This window comes from Comamonas sp. HJ-2 (assembly GCF_053615495.1).
In genome coordinates, this window is the sequence record NZ_JBSIFD010000012.1 from 44,460 (window position 1) to 63,926 (window position 19,467).

16 protein-coding genes are annotated in these 19,467 nt (G+C 62.4%); 10 read left to right on the forward strand and 6 right to left on the reverse strand.

Annotated features, from left to right (window positions below; translation table 11 throughout):
- Positions 1-17 precede the first annotated feature (17 nt).
- On the forward strand, positions 18-689 hold the full coding sequence (locus ACWGXF_RS11350) for an outer membrane protein (protein WP_256628766.1): 672 nt from the start codon (positions 18-20) through the stop codon (positions 687-689).
- 65 nt (positions 690-754) lie between these two features.
- On the opposite strand, the gene ACWGXF_RS11355 is transcribed toward ACWGXF_RS11350, so the two are convergent.
- Entirely contained in the window at positions 755-1,738 is a 984-nt protein-coding gene (locus ACWGXF_RS11355; protein WP_012839973.1) for a Bug family tripartite tricarboxylate transporter substrate binding protein, read from the reverse strand.
- Positions 1,739-1,930: 192 nt separating this feature from the next.
- Here ACWGXF_RS11355 and ACWGXF_RS11360 point away from each other — a divergent pair, with 192 nt between their 5' ends.
- Positions 1,931-2,695 carry a sulfite exporter TauE/SafE family protein gene (locus ACWGXF_RS11360; protein ID WP_012839974.1) on the forward strand — a complete coding sequence of 255 codons (765 nt, stop codon included), beginning with the start codon at positions 1,931-1,933 and terminating at the stop codon, positions 2,693-2,695.
- A gap of 101 nt (positions 2,696-2,796) precedes the next feature.
- Here ACWGXF_RS11360 and dbpA read toward each other — a convergent pair whose 3' ends face one another.
- On the reverse strand, positions 2,797-4,206 hold the full coding sequence (gene dbpA, locus ACWGXF_RS11365) for an ATP-dependent RNA helicase DbpA (protein WP_256628769.1): 1,410 nt from the start codon (positions 4,204-4,206) through the stop codon (positions 2,797-2,799).
- A gap of 163 nt (positions 4,207-4,369) precedes the next feature.
- On the opposite strand from dbpA, the gene ACWGXF_RS11370 reads away from it, so the two are divergent.
- Positions 4,370-5,695 (forward strand): amidohydrolase, encoded by a 1,326-nt coding sequence (locus ACWGXF_RS11370; RefSeq protein ID WP_452101933.1) that lies wholly within the window; start codon positions 4,370-4,372, stop codon positions 5,693-5,695.
- A 46-nt stretch (positions 5,696-5,741) separates the two neighbouring features.
- Here the strand turns inward: ACWGXF_RS11370 and ACWGXF_RS11375 are convergent, their stop codons facing one another.
- Genes ACWGXF_RS11375 through ACWGXF_RS11385 form a run of 3 tightly spaced genes read right to left on the reverse strand, consistent with a single transcriptional unit; the run spans position 5,742 to position 8,998 of the window.
- Positions 5,742-7,523, reverse strand: coding sequence for a dipeptidase (locus ACWGXF_RS11375; RefSeq protein ID WP_452101934.1), 1,782 nt, complete (start codon positions 7,521-7,523; stop codon positions 5,742-5,744).
- 54 nt (positions 7,524-7,577) lie between these two features.
- Positions 7,578-8,027, reverse strand: a complete 450-nt coding sequence (gene dtd / locus ACWGXF_RS11380; RefSeq protein WP_452101935.1) for a D-aminoacyl-tRNA deacylase — start codon at positions 8,025-8,027, stop codon at positions 7,578-7,580.
- On the reverse strand, positions 8,024-8,998 hold the full coding sequence (locus tag ACWGXF_RS11385; RefSeq protein WP_452101936.1) for a cation diffusion facilitator family transporter: 975 nt from the start codon (positions 8,996-8,998) through the stop codon (positions 8,024-8,026). The genes dtd and ACWGXF_RS11385 overlap by 4 nt, the downstream gene beginning before the upstream one ends.
- Positions 8,999-9,158: 160 nt before the next feature.
- On the opposite strand from ACWGXF_RS11385, the gene ACWGXF_RS11390 reads away from it, so the two are divergent.
- Genes ACWGXF_RS11390 through ACWGXF_RS11400 form a run of 3 tightly spaced genes read left to right on the forward strand, consistent with a single transcriptional unit; the run spans position 9,159 to position 13,958 of the window.
- A complete protein-coding gene (locus ACWGXF_RS11390; RefSeq protein ID WP_452101937.1) occupies positions 9,159-11,237 on the forward strand; it encodes a putative bifunctional diguanylate cyclase/phosphodiesterase in 2,079 nt (692 codons plus the stop codon).
- 45 nt (positions 11,238-11,282) lie between these two features.
- Positions 11,283-12,734: an AMP nucleosidase gene (locus ACWGXF_RS11395; protein ID WP_034354761.1), complete on the forward strand. Its 1,452-nt coding sequence runs from the start codon at positions 11,283-11,285 to the stop codon at positions 12,732-12,734.
- A gap of 9 nt (positions 12,735-12,743) precedes the next feature.
- On the forward strand, positions 12,744-13,958 hold the full coding sequence (locus tag ACWGXF_RS11400) for a GGDEF domain-containing protein (RefSeq protein ID WP_452101938.1): 1,215 nt from the start codon (positions 12,744-12,746) through the stop codon (positions 13,956-13,958).
- A 1-nt stretch (position 13,959) separates the two neighbouring features.
- On the opposite strand, the gene ACWGXF_RS11405 is transcribed toward ACWGXF_RS11400, so the two are convergent.
- A complete protein-coding gene (locus ACWGXF_RS11405; protein ID WP_012839982.1) occupies positions 13,960-15,552 on the reverse strand; it encodes a GMC family oxidoreductase in 1,593 nt (530 codons plus the stop codon).
- Between the two features lie 194 nt (positions 15,553-15,746).
- On the opposite strand from ACWGXF_RS11405, the gene ACWGXF_RS11410 reads away from it, so the two are divergent.
- From ACWGXF_RS11410 to ACWGXF_RS11425, 4 genes are all read left to right on the forward strand, one after another.
- The gene (locus ACWGXF_RS11410; RefSeq protein ID WP_452101939.1) at positions 15,747-16,595 is read left to right on the forward strand and encodes a 3-hydroxybutyryl-CoA dehydrogenase; all 849 of its coding nucleotides are present in this window, start codon (positions 15,747-15,749) and stop codon (positions 16,593-16,595) included.
- Between the two features lie 75 nt (positions 16,596-16,670).
- Entirely contained in the window at positions 16,671-17,486 is an 816-nt protein-coding gene (locus ACWGXF_RS11415) for a crotonase/enoyl-CoA hydratase family protein (protein ID WP_012839984.1), read from the forward strand.
- Between the two features lie 21 nt (positions 17,487-17,507).
- Entirely contained in the window at positions 17,508-18,833 is a 1,326-nt protein-coding gene (locus tag ACWGXF_RS11420) for a serine hydrolase domain-containing protein (protein ID WP_452101940.1), read from the forward strand.
- A gap of 154 nt (positions 18,834-18,987) precedes the next feature.
- Positions 18,988-19,461 carry a MarR family winged helix-turn-helix transcriptional regulator gene (locus ACWGXF_RS11425; RefSeq protein ID WP_039050103.1) on the forward strand — a complete coding sequence of 158 codons (474 nt, stop codon included), beginning with the start codon at positions 18,988-18,990 and terminating at the stop codon, positions 19,459-19,461.
- The last annotated feature ends 6 nt before the right edge of the window (positions 19,462-19,467 follow it).

Here is a 19,467-nt window from a genome sequence, read left to right on the forward strand (position 1 = left end):
CGGATCTAGGATTTTTCGTGAAATTTCAACGTCTTGCCCCCCTGCTGATCCTGGCTGCCGCAGGCAGCGCTTTTGCCGACCATAGCTACTACGGCGCCCTGCGGATCAATTCCGCACGCTACCAAGCTCACGACATGGACTCCAGCGCCCGCCCCGGCCTGGGCCAGTTCGTGCCTGGCGACGAGTCGAATACCGCCACAGGGGGCTCCCTGGCCCTTGGTTATCAGCTCCCGTCGAACTGGCGCGTGGAAGCCGAGTACACCCTGCCCAAGAACAACGAGTTCACCAGCGGCTCTACCCGCTTCCCTACCAGCTTCAACCACCACCAGATCCGCTCGCAGCGCCTGATGGTCAATGCATACAAGGATTTCCCCCTGAACGCCCAGTTCTCGCTGTACGGAATGGCCGGCCTGGGCCTGGCACGTCTGGAGTCCAGCGGCTGGCAGGGCAATCCGGGCCGTCAGTACATCAGCGACACCCAGAGCAATCTGGCGTATTCCGTGGGTTTTGGCGTCAGCTATTCGCCTATCCAGAAGCTCAGCATCGACCTGGGCTGGCGCTATGTCGACATGGGCAAGGCCAAGAGCGGTGCCAACAACTTCGCCAACGTCCGCGGCCTGCAAGACGAGCAGATGCGTGCCAAGCTGACGGCCAGCGAAATCTCGATCGGCCTGCGTTACAGCTTCTGACCCAGTCACCTAGAGCAAAGAAAAAGCGGCCCTCGGCCGCTTTTTCTGCTGGTGCGTAAAGCCGTTTACTCGACGCTCAGGCCAATGCTGCGCACCAGTTGGGCAACGCGCACATCTTCGGTCCTGATCTGTTTGGCAAACACTTGTTGGCCCTCACCCACGGGGGTGATGCCCTGCTGCAGCAGACTCTTGCGCAGCTCGGGGTCCCTGAGCGCCTTGTCCGTGTCCTGAGCAATGGCCTGAACCACGGCAGCGGGCGTGCCCTTGGGTGCGAACAAACCGAACCAGGCACCAGCCTCAAAGCCCTTGTAACTCTCGGCCAGGGTCTGCACCTGGGGCAGCAGTGCATGGCGCTGCAGGCCGGACACGGCCAGCGCCGTGAGCTTGCCGCTCTGGATCTGGGTCAGCGCCGGAGCAATCGCAATCAGCATCACATCGACCTGGCCGGCCAGCACATCCTGCAGGCCCTGGGGGCCGCCGCGATAGGGAATATGCGTGGCGAAAAAGCCTGCGCGCTGCTTGAACTGCTCCATGGCCAGATGCTGGGCGCCCCCCGTGCCCGAGGAGGCATAGTTGATCTTGCCCGGGTGGGTCTTGGCATAAGCCACAAAGTCCTGCAAGGTCTTGAAGCCCTTGCGGGGATTGGCCACCAGCACAAAGTCGGACTGACCCAGCTTGGTCACCGGCACCAGGTCGTTCTTGACGTCATAGGGAAGATTGCGCTGCACATTGGGCATGATGGTGATGGCGCTGTCGCCGCCCACCAGCAGGGTGTAGCCATCAGGCTGGGCCTTGACCACGGCATCCACGGCCGAGACACCGCCGGCCGCGCCCTTGTTTTCCACCACGATGGCCTGCTTCCAGTCCCTGCCCACCAGATTGCCCACCTGGCGGGCCAGCAGATCCGGGGCGCTGCCGGGGCCGTTGGCCACCACCAGCCTGACGGAGCGCGCAGGAAACTCCGGCTGCTGAGCCATGGCTGCGCCCGATACACAGCTTGCAGCCAGCATGGCCCAGGCGGTGCGGGAAAGGAAACGGGGCAGATTCACGGCAAAACTCCTTAACTAAGGAGTTGATTGTCAAAACAATCACTTATTCCTCAAAATACTGTTTTCACATTTTTTTATTTCCAAAAATAATTAACCACGCAAGAAAAAGAAAAGAGGTGACGCGGGCCAGCGCCTAAGATCGACCCCAACCACAAGGCGCAATGCCGATAGAGAAAATCAGGAGACAAGAACATGGAGAACCTGGGCCACCTCGCCCTTTTGCTGGCCGCCGCTTTTACGGCCGGCGCGCTCAACGCCGTCGCCGGTGGCGGCAGCTTTCTGACCCTTCCCGCACTGGTCTTCACCGGCGTGCCACCCGTGATTGCCAATGCCACGGGAACCGTGGCCCTACTGCCAGGCTATATGGCGGGCGCCTGGGGTTTCAAGGACGATATGCAGTCCCCGCCTGGCCTGTCCATGAAGCAGGTGGTGGCTCTGTCCCTGATCGGCGGCTCCGCCGGTGCGGCGCTGCTGCTGTTCACGCCCGACGCCACCTTTCGCAAGGTCGTTCCCTGGCTGCTGCTGGCCGCCACCGCCATGTTTGCCTTCGGGCCGCAGCTGCGCGCCTGGGCCTCGGGCAAGAATGCAGCCCATGCCACCCCATCCGTTGCCAAGGCCGCTGCAGGCATGCTGATCGTGGCCATCTATGGCGGCTACTTCAACGGCGGCCTGGGCATTTTGCTGCTGGCCTTGTTCGGCCTGCTGGGCCAGACCTCGCTCAACGCCATGAACGGCATGAAGAACCTGGTCTCGGCCCTGCTGACGGCGATTGCCGTGGTGATCTACGCCGTGGGCGGCATTGTGGAATGGAAGCAGGCCATCGTCATGATGGTGGCCGCCACCCTGGGCGGCTATCTGGGAGCCCGCGTGGCGCGCAAGATTGCACCCCATGTCCTGCGCTGGGGCATTGTGGCCACGGGGCTGGTGATGGCAGGGCTGTTCTTCGCCAAAGGCTGAAGCGCTGTCCAAAGCAAAAAGCCTTCTCGGTCCGAGAAGGCTTTTTTGTGAGCACGCAGCGCTTGATAGATAAGCGTCAGAGGCCAATCTGACTGATATTTTCAGAGCAGACGAGCCTTGACCGTCTTGCCCTTGACCTTGCCTGCATTGAGCCTGGCGCAGGCCGCCGAGGCAATCTTGCGATCCACGGCCACATAGGTGGAAAAGTCGTTGACGCTGATCTTGCCGATCTGCTCGCGGCTGTAGCCGAAGTCCGCGCACATGGCGCCCATCACGTCGCCGGCGCGAATCTTTTCCTTGCGCCCGCCAATGATCTGGATGGTCATCATGGGTGGCAGCAGCTCGCCACCGGCGGCAGGCGTGAGTTCGTCAACAGGGAAGAATTGCGAAGCACGGCCTTGCAGTTGCTCGATCTTTCCCACGCTGCCCATCTCGTCCATGCTGACCAGATTCAGCGCCAGCCCTTCGGCATCGCCACGGCCCGTGCGGCCGATACGGTGGATATGCACCTCTGGGTCGGGGGTGACATCCACATTGATGACTGCAGACAGGTCGGCGATGTCCAGACCGCGCGCCGCAACATCGGTGGCGACCAGCACGCTGCAGCTCTTGTTGGCAAACTGCACCAGCACCTCGTCGCGCTCGCGCTGCTCCAGCTCGCCGAACAGGGCCAGAGCGCTGAAGCCCTGGGCCTGCAGCTCGCTCACCACATCGCGGCATTGCTGCTTGGTATTGCAAAAGGCAATACTTGATTCTGGACGGAAGTGCGCCAGCAGCTTGGCCACCGTGCTCACCTTTTCTCTAGTACCGACTTCGTACCAGCGCTGCGCGATCTTGCCCGCGCTGTGCTGGGTCGCGACCTTGACGGTCTGCGGATCGCGCATGAAGCGGCTGGCCAGCGAGGCAATGCCATCGGGGTAGGTGGCCGAGAACAGCAAGGTCTGACGGTCCGCCGGGCATTGGCGCACCACGGTTTCGATGTCGCCGAGAAATCCCATGTCCAGCATGCGATCGGCCTCGTCCAGCACCAGGGTCTTGAGGTTGCCGATGTCGAGCTTGCCGCGCTCCATCAGATCCATCACGCGCCCGGGTGTGCCGACGACGATGTGGGCGCCGTTTTCCAGCGAGGCGATCTGGTTGCGCGAGGGCACGCCGCCATAGACGGTGACGACCTTGATGTTGTCCTGCGCGCGCGCCAGGCGGCGGATTTCGGTGGCGACCTGGTCGGCCAGCTCGCGCGTGGGGCACAGCACCAGGGCCTGGACGGCAAACCAGCGCGGGTTCAGGCGATCGACCATGGGCAGGCCGAAGGCAGCCGTCTTGCCGCTGCCGGTGCTGGCCTGGGCGATCAGGTCCTTGCCCTGCAGGGTCAGCGGCAGGCTGGCGGCCTGGATGGGCGTCATCTGCGCATAGCCGAGCTGCTGGAGATTGGCCAGCATTTCGGGTGACAGGGGCAGCGCCGAGAAAGCGGAGGAATCAGAGGCCTGGGCGGCGCTGGTGAAGGTATTCATGGGAGCGGATTATCCCGGGCCTGCGCCACAAAAGCCTTGTGCCATCGTTATTCACGGTGCCATTTGCGGGTTGCCCCTCTTCAATCCGGGCCGGCCATGCTCCTAGTCTGAAAGCGCGCTCTCCATGAGCTGCCTCTGTTTGAAGCCAACCACAGACCCTCACATGCACCCTAGCCTTACCCGCAAGTTCTGCGCCGTCGCCGCGCTGGCCGTCACTCTGGGCTCCGCCCAGGCAGCGGAGCTGGACCCCCAGCCGCTCAAGCCCCAGTTGCAGCAACTGATCGCCAAGATGTATCCGCAGTTGCGCGGCGTCTACGAAGACCTGCATGCCAACCCCGAGCTGGGTTTTCAGGAAACCCGCACCGCCGCCAAGCTGGCTGCCGAAATGCGCAAGCTGGGCTTTGAGGTCACCGAGGGCATTGGCAAGACCGGTCTGGTCGCCATCTACCGCAATGGCGCTGGCCCCACCGTCATGGTGCGCACCGAGCTGGACGCCCTGCCCATGGAGGAAAAAACCGGCCTGCCCTATGCGAGCAAGGCCAAGGCCCAGTACAACGGCAAGGAGAGCTTTGTCGCCCATAGCTGCGGCCACGACATGCATATGACCAGCTGGTTGGGCACGGCGCAGGCGCTGCTGGGCCTGAAGAACCAATGGAAGGGCACGCTGATGTTCGTGGCCCAGCCATCCGAGGAAACCGTGACCGGAGCCAAGGCCATGCTGGCCGACGGTCTGTTCAAAAAATTCGGCAAACCCGACTACGCTTTTGCTCTGCATACCGGCTCCATGCCCTACGGCATGGTCGGCTATGTGGCCGGGCCGGCGACCTCCAATTCGGACTCGCTGGACATCACGTTTCATGGCCGTGGCAGCCATGGCTCCATGCCGGACAAAGGCATTGACCCCGTGCTCATGGCCTCGCGCTTTGTGGTCGATGTACAGGGCGTGATCAGCCGCGAAAAAGATCCCATGGAGTTCGGCGTGGTCACCGTGGGCGCCTTCAACTCGGGCAGCGCGGGCAATATCATTCCCGACCAGGCGCGGCTGCTCGGAACAATCCGCAGCTACAAGAGCGAGGTACGCACCAGAATGCACGAAGGCATAGAACGCACAGCCAAGGCCGAAGCCGCCATGTCGGGCGCTCCTGCACCCGAGGTCAAGCTGGTCAAGGGCTCGGATGCTGTGGTCAACGACGCGGCACTGGTAGGCCGCACGGTCAGGCTGTTCAAGGCCGCACTCGGCGACCGGAACGTGATCCCCATCTCACCTATCACGGCCAGCGAAGATTTCTCGGACTTCATCAACCAGGGCGTTCCATCCATGTTCTACACCCTGGGCGTATACGACCCCAAGAAGGTGGCCGAGGCCAGTCAGCCCGGTGGCAAGCCCCTGCCCTTCAACCACTCGCCCTTCTTCGCCCCAGAACCCGAACCCACGTTCAAGACCGGCGTGGAAACCATGACCCTGGCGGTCATGAACGTGATGCAGTAAGCGCAAGCCAGCCCCGCCATCGGGGCTGCGCCTTGCCTTCAGCGCGTCACTGCATCTGCTGCAGATTGCCGATGCGCACCAGCATCTCGGTGAACATCTGCATATCCGTGCGCAGATCCGGCAGCTCCTGGTACTCCAGCGCATTGTGGGCCGTGTACTTCTTGCCGGGCATCGCCGGACCGAAGTTGATGGCATTGGGCATGAGCTTGGCCGTCGTGCTGCCTGCGGTAGGCACGGGCCTGGCATCCAGCCCCGTGGTGTCGCCAAAGATATTGAGCAAGGTGCTCAGCCACGCGCCCTTGGGATCGCGGGCCATCCAGTTGCCCTGTGTGTACTGCACGCTGACCGGTACCTTGGCCGCATCGCTCCAGCGGGCAATGCCCTGCTCCACCTCGGCGCGCAGTTGCTCCGGCGTCTTGCCCCGCGGCATGCGCGCATTGGCCGTCACCTCCAGTTTGCCATCCGCGGATTTGATGAGATTGGGCGACAGCGTGAGCGGCCCCATGAAATCATCGGCATAGGCGATGCCCAACTGCCGGCCCAGATAGTCCAGGCCAAACACGCCATTGATATAGCGCACGGCCTGGCTGTACTGATTGGGCTGCAGCAGCGCCGCGCCCTGCTCCGGCATCAGGCTCTGCTGCAGAAACAGCGCCAGGCGCGGCACGGGATTCACCCCTTCCTCGGGGCGCGAGCCGTGAGCGGAAGCGCCGCTGACCTTGACCGTGACCTGGCCCTCGGCGCGCTGCACATCGATGGAGAACTTGCCCTGGGCCTCGTGCCTGCGCACAAACCCGTCCTTTTCCTTGGACAGCCGCTGCGCAATCTGATCCAGCGCAGCTGCATCGATGGCGGAGACGGTAGCGGAAGCCGTCTGCGCAATGGAGTTGGCCGAGGCGGCGCCGCTCATGGCGGTGATGGCAGGCTTGGCTGCATCCACGGTGACATCCGCAAACAAGGCCTTGAGCGCGCCCGTGCCCTTTTCAGCGACCACGGCCGGGTATTTGCTGTCCAGCACGATGTTGTACTGCGGCAGCGCGGTCTTGCTCTGGTAGTACTTCATGGCATCGCCGCCGGTTTCCTCGGTGGTCTCTATCATCAGGCGAATGCTGCGCGAGAGCGGCAGACCGCTGTCCTTGACCGCCTTCATCGCATACAGCACGGTGGCGATGGAGCCCTTGTCGTCAATCGTGCCGCGCCCATAAAGCCGATCGCCCACGCGGGTGACCTGGAAAGGGTTGATCTGCTTGCCGTCCAGCACCCACTCGGCTGCCACCACCGGCACCACATCGGCATGGGTCAGGATGCCGAACTCGGTGGCCTCGCTGGCGCGGCTCGCCACATTGGCTGGCAGCGTCACTTCAAAAATGCGGTTGTCCACATTGCGAAAGCGCAGCCCGAACTCGGTGGCCATGGATGCCACGAGCTTGCCGAAGTCCAGGATGGCCGGACTCTCATGCGCAGGCACCTTGGGATCGCGCACCGTGGGCAGCGCCACCATGCGCTGCAGGCTCTCCAGCACCGCTGTCTCCTGCGTCAGACGGTTGTACACACCCAGCAATCGCGCGATATCCGCGAGCTCGCCATCCGACAGCGTCTGGCCGCGCGTATAGCGCTGCACGGCAGCCGCCACGCCAGGCTCGGCCCTGGCGGCCTGTTGCGCAAAGGCCTTGAAGGATTCGGGCGGGGTCGCAGCGGACGATGCGATCAGTGCGTCCAGCGCGGGTTTCTTCAAGGTCTGCGCCTGGATGGGCAGACTGGCGCCTGCCAGACCCAGAATCAGACCGGCGGCGAGGAGGGACAAAGAGGGCTTGCAGGATTGCTTCATGAACAGCTCTTGTTGGAATCGTGGTGACGGGTGGGGTCGCAGGCCCGGCCCTGCCTAGGCCTGCGGCTCCATGCGCATGGGAATGGTGACGGGCCCGTCATTGACCAGGTGCACCTGCATGTCGGCGGCGAACTCTCCGGTCTGCACCTGAGCGTGGGCAAGCCTGGCCTGGTCCACAAAGTATTCGTAGAGGCGTCGGCCTTCGTCGGGCGCGGCGGCGGCGGTAAAGCTGGGGCGATTGCCGCCCCTGGTATCGGCCGCCAGCGTGAACTGGCTGACCACCAGCAGTCCTCCGCCAATGTCCTGCAGGCTTTTGTTCATCTTGCCGGCCTCATCGCTGAAGATGCGCAGCTTGAGCATCTTGGCCAGCAGCTTGTCGGCCTCGGCCTCGGTATCGCCGCGCTCGGCACAGACCAGCGCCAGCAAGCCCTGGTCGATCTGGCCCGTAATACGGCCGCCGACCTCCACGCGCGCCTGCTTGACGCGCTGAATCACACTCATCATGTACTCAAACCTTCCTTGGCCGCACCCTGTGCTTCGCCGCCCTGCTCTCCATCGGCCACTTCGCTGACCGTGTTCATGCCCATGGGCAGCAGCTCGATGCGGGCATACAGGCCTGGAATGGCCTGCAGCAGCGCGGCTTCAATCTCGGAGCGCAATTGTGCCGCTCGCTGCACGCTCCACTGGCCGGGAACATGCATGTGAAAGTCCACAAAGCTGCGCTCCCCCGCCTGGCGGCTGGAAATATTGTCAAAGTTCACCCCCTCGTTGCGCTTGGCATAGCCGTCCAGCAAAGTGTCAATCCTGAGACGCTGCGGCGCGTCCAGCGCCTGATCCATCAGTCCTTGCGAGGACTGCCAGACCAGTTGCACCCCCTGCACGCAAATATGCACAGCCACTGCCAGAGCCACCAGTGCATCCACCCACAGCCAGCCCGTCAAGGCGGCGGCCAGCAGCCCGACCACCACGCCCACCGAAGTCCAGACATCGGTCAGCAGATGCCGCGCATCGCCCTCCAGCGCCATGGAGCGGTATTTGCGTGAAGAGCGCAGCATGACCCAGGCCAGCAGCCCGTTGAAGACGGTGCTGAGCAGCGACAGCATCAGGCCCCAGCTCAATTGCTCCAGTGGTTGCGGGTTCCACAGCCGCGACAGCGCCGCCCAGGCAATCGCCAGGCTGGCGCCTATGACCAGCACGCCCTCGAAACCGGCCGAGAAGTACTCTGCCTTGTAATGTCCATAAGGGTGCTCGGTATCCGCCGGTCGCTTGGCCACGGTCACCATGGTCAGAGCAAACATGGCTCCGGCCAGGTTCACAAAGGACTCCAGCGCATCGGACAGCAGGCCTACCGAACCGGTCAGCCACCAGGCCAGGGTCTTGAGCACAATGGTGAGCAGTGCCACCACCACGGACAGGCGCAGCAAATTGTGCGGCTGCAGCCATTGTGAATATGTTGAGACGTCAGATTTGGACATGTTCAGGTTCTACAGCCTCTATATCACCAAGTGCTTTGATACATCAATAGTCTTTGCAAGTTGTCTATAAAGCAACCCAGAATCCCTTATCGTGATGGACATGTCATGGTCGAGGCTGACCTGATTCCTATATAAATACTCCCAGAAAAAAGGGAGGCGCATGCCTGATACGTTGATAGCACAGCAACCGAGGGATGAGGACGCCATTCTTCGACTGGTGGCCGATACAGCGCCCGCTATGCTGGCTTATTTTGATGCCGACACACGCGCCTGTCGCTTTGCCAACGCGCGCTATGCAGAGCACTTTGGCCACACCATGCAAACCATAGTGGGCATGGATGTGCGTGACATTGTGGGCGAGCTGATCTGGACACAGATCGAACCTTATCTGGACTCCGTGGCCGTCGACAACACTCAGACGCTGCGCTACACCCGCCAGGTCGAAAACGAGATTGGCCGGCTGCAGCACATCGAGGCAGTGCTGCGCCCTCACGAGGAAAAAGGCGTACTCAAGGGCGTTGTGGCGCTGATGACCGATGTCAGCCACCACCATCTGGCGACACAGCAGATACGCGACAGCGAAGAGCGCATGCGCAAGTTCGCTGCCATCACCACCGAGGCCATCGTGATGCATCGTGACGGCATCATCACGGACGGCAATGACGCACTGGCCCGGCTGGTTGGCTACTCGCTTGGCGAACTGCGCGGCACGCCGGTTCTCGATTACGTGGCACCTGAAGCGCGCCTGCGGGCGCTGCAGAACATGCGCAGCGAGCGAGAGGATCGCCTCGAGTCCGTGATCATGCACAAGAACGGCCAGCTAATCCCCGTAGAGATAGAGGCCTGCACCATGCCTGGAGAAAAGGACAGGCACCGCATCGTCCTGCTGCGCGACCTGACCGCAAGCCTTCAGACCCGGCAGCACATGGACTATCTGACCCAGCATGACCTGCTGACACATCTGCCCAACCGAGCGCGTCTCAACCATTTGCTGGCCGATGCCATCGCCAGGGCTGCCGGCGAGCAATCACGACTGGCGGTGCTGTCACTGGACCTGGACCAGTTCAAGGCGGTGAACGATTCGCTCAGTCATCAGGCAGGGGATCTGCTGCTGTGCGAGCTTGCAAAGCGGCTCCGAAGCACTGTGGGTGCTCAGGACATCGTGGCCCGCACCGGCAGCGACGACTTTGTGGTCGTGCTGCCCGACAACCCCGGCCTGCTGGAGACCGAGGCCCTGCTGACTCGACTTCGGGCCACAGCAGAGGCTCCCTATCTGATCGAGGGTACCCAACTGGTGATTTCCGTGAGTGTCGGCATCGCCATGTATCCCAAGGACGGGAAGTGTCCGGCGTCCCTGCTGAGCAATGCCGAGGCCGCCATGCAGATGGCCAAGAGTCGCGGCCGCAGCTTCTCCCAGTTCTACACTCCTGCACTCGAAAGCCGGGCCACACGCATGCTGATGCAGGAGCAAATGCTGCGCAACGCCGTGGAACGCGGTGAGTTCGAGCTGCATTACCAGCCGCAGACCCTCATGCAGACCGGCGAGCTTTCAGGCTTTGAAGCCCTGGTGCGCTGGAAGCACCCGCACCGCGGCCTGGTCTCGCCCGACGAGTTCATCGGCTTTGCCGAAAACCGGGGGTTGATCGCGGCCGTGGACCGCTGGGTGCTCTATCAGGCCTGTCGTCAAGCCCGTGCCTGGCAGCAACAAGGCTTTCCCGCCATCCCCGTGGCCGTCAACCTGTCGGCACAGGAATTCCGCCAGCGCGATGTAGTCAAGGAAGTGGCGCAGGCACTGGCCGACACGGGGCTGGACGCCTGCTATCTGCACATCGAGGTCACAGAAACCACGCTGATGCTCTCGGGCAATCAGATGCAGCAGACTCTGCATGCCCTCAAGGCACTGGGCGTGGGACTGGCGATCGACGATTTCGGTACCGGCTACTCGTCTCTTGCCTATCTGCGCAAGCACCCCATAGACCGACTCAAGATCGACCGCTCATTCGTGACCGATCTGCCCCACAACCCTGATGCGGCCGCCATTGTCAATGCCATCGTGCAGATGGGCCGTAGCCTGCATCTGGAGATTCTGGCCGAGGGTGTGGAAAGCACTGAACAGCTGCAACTTCTGAGAGAGATGGGCTGTGCCATGATGCAAGGGTTTCTCGTGTCAGCGCCACTATCTGCCGAGCAGGCTTCGGCATGGATGTCGCAACACTGTCAACTGCTACAAAGACAATAGTGCATGGCCTCGAATACACCGACACCCTCTCATAAAAGCAGCAGCATGTTTCATACGGATGCCCCTCAGGCATTGGCCCATGTGCAGCAGCTGTACCGCGAGCAAATCGATCATCTGCGAGCTGCCATGCAGCGTTTCGTGGCGGGTGAAACTCCGGCCGCGCCCATTCATGCCTACTACCCGTTCGTACGCATCAAGACCACCACGGTGGCGCAAGCCGATACCAAGCTGACCTACGGCTTTGTGGAAGGCCCGGGCACCTACGAGGCCACGCTGACCCGGCCCGACCTGTTTGCCAGCTACTTCGGCGAGCAACTGCGCCTGCTGATCCTGCACCACCAGGTCCCCATCGAAGTGGGCCTCAGCGACAAACCCATCCCGATTCATTTCTCGTTCGCCGACAACGACCATATCGAAGGTTCGCTCTCGCCAGAGCGCCGCATGCTGATGCGCGATGTGTTCGATCTGCCCGACCTGGAATCCATGGACGACGGCATCGCCAACGGCACCTGGCGCGCGGCGGCAGGCGAGGCCCTGCCTCTGTCGCTGTTCACCGCCCCGCGCGTGGATTACTCGCTGCATCGCCTGCGCCACTACACAGGCACGGCCCCCGACTGGTTTCAGAACTTCGTGCTGTTCACCAACTACCAGTTCTATATCGACGAATTCATCCGCCTGGGCCACGCCGAAATGGCCAAGGAGGACAGCGAATACATTGCCTTTGTCGAACCCGGCAATGTGGTGACCCGCCGTGCCGGCCTGCCCGCGGAAGCCGTCGACGAACTCGGCACGGCGCCGCCGCGCCTGCCGCAGATGCCGGGATACCACCTGGTGCGCGCGGACAATAGCGGCATCACCATGGTCAATATCGGAGTGGGCCCGGCCAATGCCAAGACCATCACCGACCACATCGCCGTGCTGCGCCCCCATGCCTGGATGATGCTGGGCCATTGCGCAGGCCTGCGCAACAGCCAGCAACTGGGCGACTATGTGCTGGCCCACGCCTATGTGCGTGAAGACCATGTGCTGGACGAAGAGCTTCCTCTATGGGTGCCGATTCCTGCGCTGGCCGAAATCCAGGTCGCGCTGCAGCAGGCCGTGGCCGATGTGACGCAGATGGAGCGTGCCGATCTCAAGCGCATCATGCGCACCGGTACCGTGGCCAGCACCGACAACCGCAACTGGGAACTGCTGCCCGACAACCTGCCCCAGCGCCGCTTCAGCCAGAGTCGAGCCGTGGCGCTGGATATGGAGTCGGCCACCATTGCCGCCAACGGCTTCCGCTTCCGCGTGCCCTATGGCACCTTGCTGTGCGTGAGCGACAAGCCGCTGCACGGCGAGATCAAGCTGCCTGGCATGGCCAACCATTTCTATCGAGAGCGTGTGGACCAGCACCTGCGCATCGGCATGCGTGCCGTCGACATACTGCGCGAAGGCGGCTCCGACCGCCTGCACAGCCGCAAGCTGCGCAGCTTTGACGAAGTGGCCTTCCAGTAAAGCCCAGCCATGCCGGAAACCGACCCGTTTTCCATGACATTGATGGTGGCCGTCAATTTGATGACGGTCGCTTTTGCACTGCCATGGTTTATGGGTCAGCAAATGAGCCGGGCGACCAGAAATGCTCAGCAATTCCTGCTTTTGCAGGGGCTGGCCTGGTTGCTCGTCTTCTGCGCCGGGCATGTACTCCCCTTCACATGGAATGCGCTGCTGTCGATATCCAGTGCCGCTGCTGCAACCGGCGCACTGTGGCAGCTGCATAAAGCACTCAAGGGTTGGCTTGGACCTCGCAACAAGATACTCACCCGCTCCCTGGCCGTTCTGTGCCTGCTGACACTTGCGGGCGTGCTGGTTCTGATCGAGAGCAAGCCCTATCGGTTGGCTTGGTTCAATATCAGCTACGGCTTGAGCCTTGTCACTCTGGTCTGCCTGACCTTATCGCCTCAAACCAACTCGGCCACGGCCTGGCGTTATCCGCTATTGGGTGCGGGCCTTTGCATCGCAAGCATTCTGCTCATACGCGGCTACTTCACCTTGAACGCTCCCTGGCTGCGCAGCTTTGCAGAGGAACCCAGCCCACATATGCTGCTTTCATGGCTGATCCCCATAGGTTCCGCCATTTTTTTCGTATCGATCCTGATGGCCTGCCGTGACGAAGAAGTCCGCCAGCGATCCGCAAACGCACCAGAAGACAGCCTGACCGGCCTGCCGCTGCGCCAGGCCATCAAGAACCAGGCCCGCTTCATGCTGAACAGAGCTCGACGCGAAGGCCTGCCGCTGGCCTTGATTCTGATCGACATGGATCATTTTTCCCGGGTCAACAGCCGCCATGGCTATCAGGCCGGAGACGCGGCGCTGCAGCTCATGTCACGCACTCTGCGAAAGCAGATGCGCGGCGACGAGGTCGTGGCCAGATGGCAGGGTGAATCCTTTTGCCTGCTGATTCACGCCGATCAATTGGGTGTCAGGTCGCTGCTGACTCGCATCCAGTCCGCATTCCAGATCGGCGCGCAGTACGAACTGCAGATGGATCTGGACTTCAGCGCGGGTTGTGCCCTGGTCCCCTCAGCCTGGAAGAGCCTGAGCCTCAGCGAGCTGGCCAGCCATGCCGGCACCGCCCTGCAACAGGCCAAGAATCAGGGCCGGGGAAGGGTGGAATGCACCACTCTGACGCCTCCGCCCGGCGAGGATCATGCCCCCTCCGACTTGGCTCCGCTGGCCTGAGTCAGCACTCGGCCTTGATCAGATCTGCCGCCTTCTCGGCGATCATGATGGTCGGCGCATTCGTATTGCCGCTCACGATGCGCGGCATGACCGATGCGTCGACCACGCGCAGCCCTTGCACGCCATGCACCCGCAAGCGTGCATCGACCACATCCTTCACGCCAGGCCCCATGCGACAGCTTCCCACAGGGTGATAGATGGTGTCGGCGTAATTGCGGATGAACTGCTCGATCTCCGCATCGCTGCGCGCCTGTGCCGAATACTCCAGCTCCCGCCCCTCGAAACGGGCCAGTGCAGGCTGCCCGAGAATTTCGCGCATGCGGCGTACGCCGCGCACCAGGCGCTGCATATCGTCGGCCTCGGCAAAGAAGGCAGGGTCTATGAGCGGCATGGCTCTGGCATCGGCAGAGGCCAGCTTCACGCTGCCCCGGCTCCTTGGCTGCAGCAGACAGACATGGCAGGAATAACCGTGACCCAGCACCGTCTTGCGACCGTGGTCGACCAGCTTGCCCACCACAAAATGCAGCTGCAGATCGGGTGCACGCTCCTGCGGCCCGCTGCGGACAAAACCGCCGGCCTCGGCAAAGTTGCTGGTCAGCATGCCCCGGCGCTCATGGCGCCAGCGTCCCATGCCCTGCCAGACATTCCTGAGGCCGGCAAACGACAGGCCAAAGCTGTCCGTCATCTGCGGGCCGTCCACCACCTGCACCACATCGGGGTGGTCATGCAAATGCTCGCCCACACCGGGAAGGTGATGCACGACATCAACGCCTGTTTGCTGCAGGTGCTCGCCCGGCCCTATGCCAGAGAGCATCAGCAGCTGCGGCGACTGCAGCGCCCCCGCACAAAGCAAGACCTCGCGCCGGCAGCGCAGCTGCCGGGTCTGACCACCCTGCACATACTCCACTCCGACAGCTCGGCGACCTTCCATCAGCACCCGCAGCACCTGCACACCGGTCAGGATTTCCAGATTGGGCCTGCTGCCTCGCACCGGTGTCAGATAAGCCTTGGCGGCACTGCAGCGCTCGCCCTTGTGATGCGTGACCTGATACAGACCCACGCCCTCCTGAGCAGTGCCGTTGAAGTCGAGGTTGTGCGCATGACCGGCCTGCACGCCCGCGCGCACAAAGGCCTGGGCCAGCGGGTTCGGATCGCAGAGATCGGAGACATGCAAAGGGCCGCTGGCACCATGCAGCGCATCCGCGCCGCGCGTATTGCATTCGGCCTTCAGAAAATAGGGCAGAACATCACTCCAGCCCCAGCCTGGATTACCCTGAGCGCTCCAATATTCGTAGTCCGCAGGCTGGCCGCGCAGATAGATCATGGCATTGATGGAGCTGGAGCCGCCCAGCACCTTGCCGCGCGGCTGGTAGCCTCGCCGACCATTGAGGCCGGCCTGCGGCACCGTGCTCATGGCCCAGTTGAAGTTTTTCTGCTTGGCCATCAGCGCCAGCCCTGCCGGGCAGTGGATCAGCACGCTTTTGTCTTCGCCACCAGCCTCCAGCAAGGTCACGGTGACCTGCGGGTTCTCGCTGAGCCTGGCGGCCAGCACCGCACCAGCGGAGCCGCCTCCCACCACCAGATAGTCACGCATGTCCGCCCTCCTTGTGCCGCAAATTCTGACCAGAGGCCTGCAGCAGCGAAACGAGGAATAACACGGTCGTGCAGAAGAAACTGTCACCGTTATGACTTCTAACACGCCAACCATGCCCGACTAGGGTCAAACCCGGTCAGAACCGGGATAACATTTTCCCGTTCAAACGCACTTATCTGAATGGAGACAAAAAGATGGCAATCCAAACCGTAGGCATCATCGGCGCCGGCACCATGGGCAACGGCATCGCGCAGGCTTGCGCCGTGTCGGGAATCGACGTGGTGATGGTGGATATCTCCGAGGCTGCCGTGCAAAAAGGCCTGACCACCGTGGCCGGCAGCCTGGACCGCCTGATCAAGAAGGAAAAGATCAGCGAAGCCGACAAGAACGCAGCGCTGGCACGCATCAAGACCTCGACCAGTTACGAGGATTTGAAGTCGGCCCAGTTGGTGATCGAAGCCGCCACCGAGAACTACGAGCTCAAGGTCAAGATCCTCAAGCAGCTCGATACCCTGCTGGCACAGGACGTGATCGTTGCAACCAACACCTCGTCCATTTCCATTACCCAGCTGGCAGCTGCCACGCAGCGTGCCGACAAGTTCATCGGCATGCATTTCTTCAACCCCGTGCCCATGATGGCCCTGGTGGAAATCATCCGCGGCCTGCAGACCAGCGACGCCACCCACGATGCCGTCAAGGCCCTGTCGGAAAAACTGGGCAAGTCGCCCATCACCGTCAAGAACGCTCCCGGCTTTGTGGTCAACCGCATTCTGGTGCCCATGATCAACGAGGCCTTCCAGGTGCTCAGCGAAGGCACGGCCTCGGCCGAGGACATCGACGCCGGCATGAAGCTGGGCTGCAACCAGCCGATTGGCCCGCTGGCCCTGGCCGACATGATCGGCCTGGACGTCTGCCTGGCCGTGATGGAGGTCTACCTCAAGGAATTCGGCGACAGCAAGTACCGCCCCTGCTTCCTGCTGCGCGAAATGGTGGCCGCCGGCCGTCTGGGCCGCAAGACCGGCCAAGGTGTTTACACCTACTAAATCGCCGGCCTCCAGGTCTTGTGCGCGACTGCGGCGGCTGCGACAGCCGTCTAAGGTTGCAGCAGGAGACCTGCCATGCAAATCGACCATCCCAGCCCTCCGCCCGAGGGCTGCATTTCTTGTGAAGTCCGCGGCCATGTGCTGCTGATAGGCATCAACCGCCCGGCCAAGCGCAATGGCTGGACGCCGGCCATGTTCCGGCAACTGGCAGAGGCCTATACCCGACTCGACGACGAGCCAGAATTGCGCGTGGGCCTGCTCCATGCTTTCGGTGAACATTTCACGGCGGGACTGGATCTGCCTGTCATCGCCGAGTTCATGAAAAGCGGCCAGAAGGTCATCCCTGCAGGTCTCGTGGAGCCCCATGACTATGGCCTGCCCGGCTACCGCCGCCGCACCAAGCCCATGGTCGCAGCCGTCAAGGGCATCTGCTTTACCGTCGGCATAGAGCTGATGCTGGGCGCCGATATCGTCGTCGCAGCCGACAGCAGCCGCTTTGCACAGATGGAAGTACAGCGCTGCATCATGCCCACGGGCGGCGCCACGCTGCGCATGCCCGAGCGCGCCGGCGTGGGCAATGCCATGCTGCATTTGCTGACCGGCGACGCCTTCGATGCAGCCGAAGCCCTGCGCTGCCACTTTGTGCAAAAAGTGGTGCCTGCAGGCCAGGAACTGGACGAAGCTTTTCGCATTGCCGAGCGCATTGCCGCCCAGGCGCCGCAGGCCGTGGTGGCCACGCGCCTCAATGTCCTCAAGGCCATAGAGCTGGGCCAGGCCGCCGCCGTGGCCGATTTCATCCCCGTGCAGCAGCGCCTGGCCAACAGTGAGGACGCCGCCGAAGGCGTGCGCTCCTTTATCGAGAAACGCCCAGCCCGTTTTACCGGTCGTTAACCCCAAGTCCAAGAGGTGATGATGAGCTTGAAGTCTTTTTCGCGCAAAGCGCTTGTGCCACTTGCGCTGACAGCTATGGTTTCTGTAGTCTATGCACAGGCTGCCGCGCCCGCGTTGCCCGACCCGGCCAGCACCAGCGTGCAGGCCATGGGCTGGATGCAGGGCTTTCCGCCCGCTGCCGACAAGCTCATCACCTTCGACAACCCCCTGGGCAATACCTTTCCACGCAATCGCTGGACCTTCTCGCATATCCGCGAAATCACGCCCACTGCCAATGTGTGGCGCGGTCCCGGAGCACCCAGCGCCCTGCGCTCGGCTCCGGTCGACATCGAGCAGGTGCGCTTCAAGGTCATGGGCACGGGCGAGGAACTGAGCTTTGTCCAGGCACTGGATCGCAACTACACCGATGGCATTCTGGTCATGCACAAGGGCCGCGTGATCTATGAGAAATATCTGGGCGCACTGGAGCCGCAGCGCCCGCACCTGGCCATGTCGGTCACCAAGTCCTTTGTCGGCACCCTGGCCGCCTTGCTGGCCCATGAAGGCATCATCAAGCCCGAGGCACCGGTGACCGACTATCTGCCCGAGATGAAGAACACAGCCTATGGCGACGCCACGGTGCGCCAGGTGATGGACATGACGATCGGCGTGAAGTACTCCGAGAACTACGCCGATCCCAAGGCCGAAGTCTGGGACTACGCCCGTGCCGGCGGCATGATGCCACAGGGCAAGGACTATGCCGGGCCCAGGAGCTTCTACGAATTTCTGCAGACCCTGCAAAAAGAGGGCGAGCATGACCAGGGCTTTGCCTACAAGACAGTCAACGCCGAAGTCCTAGCCTGGATCGTGCGCCGCGCCAGCGGCAAGCCTCTGGCCCAGCTGCTGTCCGAGCGTATCTGGAGCCGCATCGGAGCCGAGCAGGACGCCTACTTCATGGTGGATCGCATAGGCACGGAATCGGGCGGCGGCGGGCTCAACACCACGCTGCGCGACCTGGCCCGCTTCGGCGAGCTGATGCGCAACGAAGGCCGCGCCGCCAGCGGCCAGCAGGTGCTGCCCAGGGCCGTGGTCCAGGACATCCGCCGCGGCGCCGACCCGGCCAAGTTCGTGAAGGCCGGTTATGCCACGCTGCCCGGCTGGTCGTATCGCAATATGTGGTGGGTCTCGCACAACTCCAACGGGGCCTATATGGCGCGCGGCATTCACGGTCAGGCCATCTACATCGACCCCAAGGCCCAGATGGTGGTGGTGCGCTACGCCTCCCACCCGATTGCTGGCAATGCGGGCATAGACCCGACCAGCCTGCCCATGTACCAGGCGCTGGCCGATGCACTGACCACCCGTTAGGCACTTGCCCGCTAGGCACGAGACAGCTTCAGCCGCGACAGGCTCCGCTCACGGAGCCTGTTTGCATTGCACCAGACCTCTGCACTGTCTCCTGCGGTTTGGTGATCTGCAAATTAAATTGCACACAATTTAATTGTCTGCAATAATTCAACCCATGCGATCCGATGACGACCTTCTCCCCGACAGCTCCGAGCTGCTGCGCCTGGACAATCAGGTCTGCTTTGCGCTGTACTCGGCATCGCTGGCCATGACCAAGCTCTACAAACCCTTGCTGGATGCCATAGGCCTGACTTACCCTCAGTATCTGGTCATGCTGGTGCTCTGGGAAGGCGACCAGCTCACGGTCTCGGAACTGGGCGAACGTCTTTACCTGGATTCAGGCACGCTGACGCCCTTGCTCAAGCGACTGGAGAGCGCAGGCCTGCTGGCACGCCAGCGCGATGCACAGGACGAACGCCGCGTGCGCATCGCCCTCACGGATACCGGCCGGGCACTGCGCGCCGAAGCCGAAAAAATACCTGCCTGCGTGCTTCGGAGCACGCAGTGCACCCTGCCCGAACTGCAGGCTCTCACGGGCCAGCTCGGCACACTGCGCGCACGGCTGGCACCGCGCCGCAGCCACTCCTGACGATTT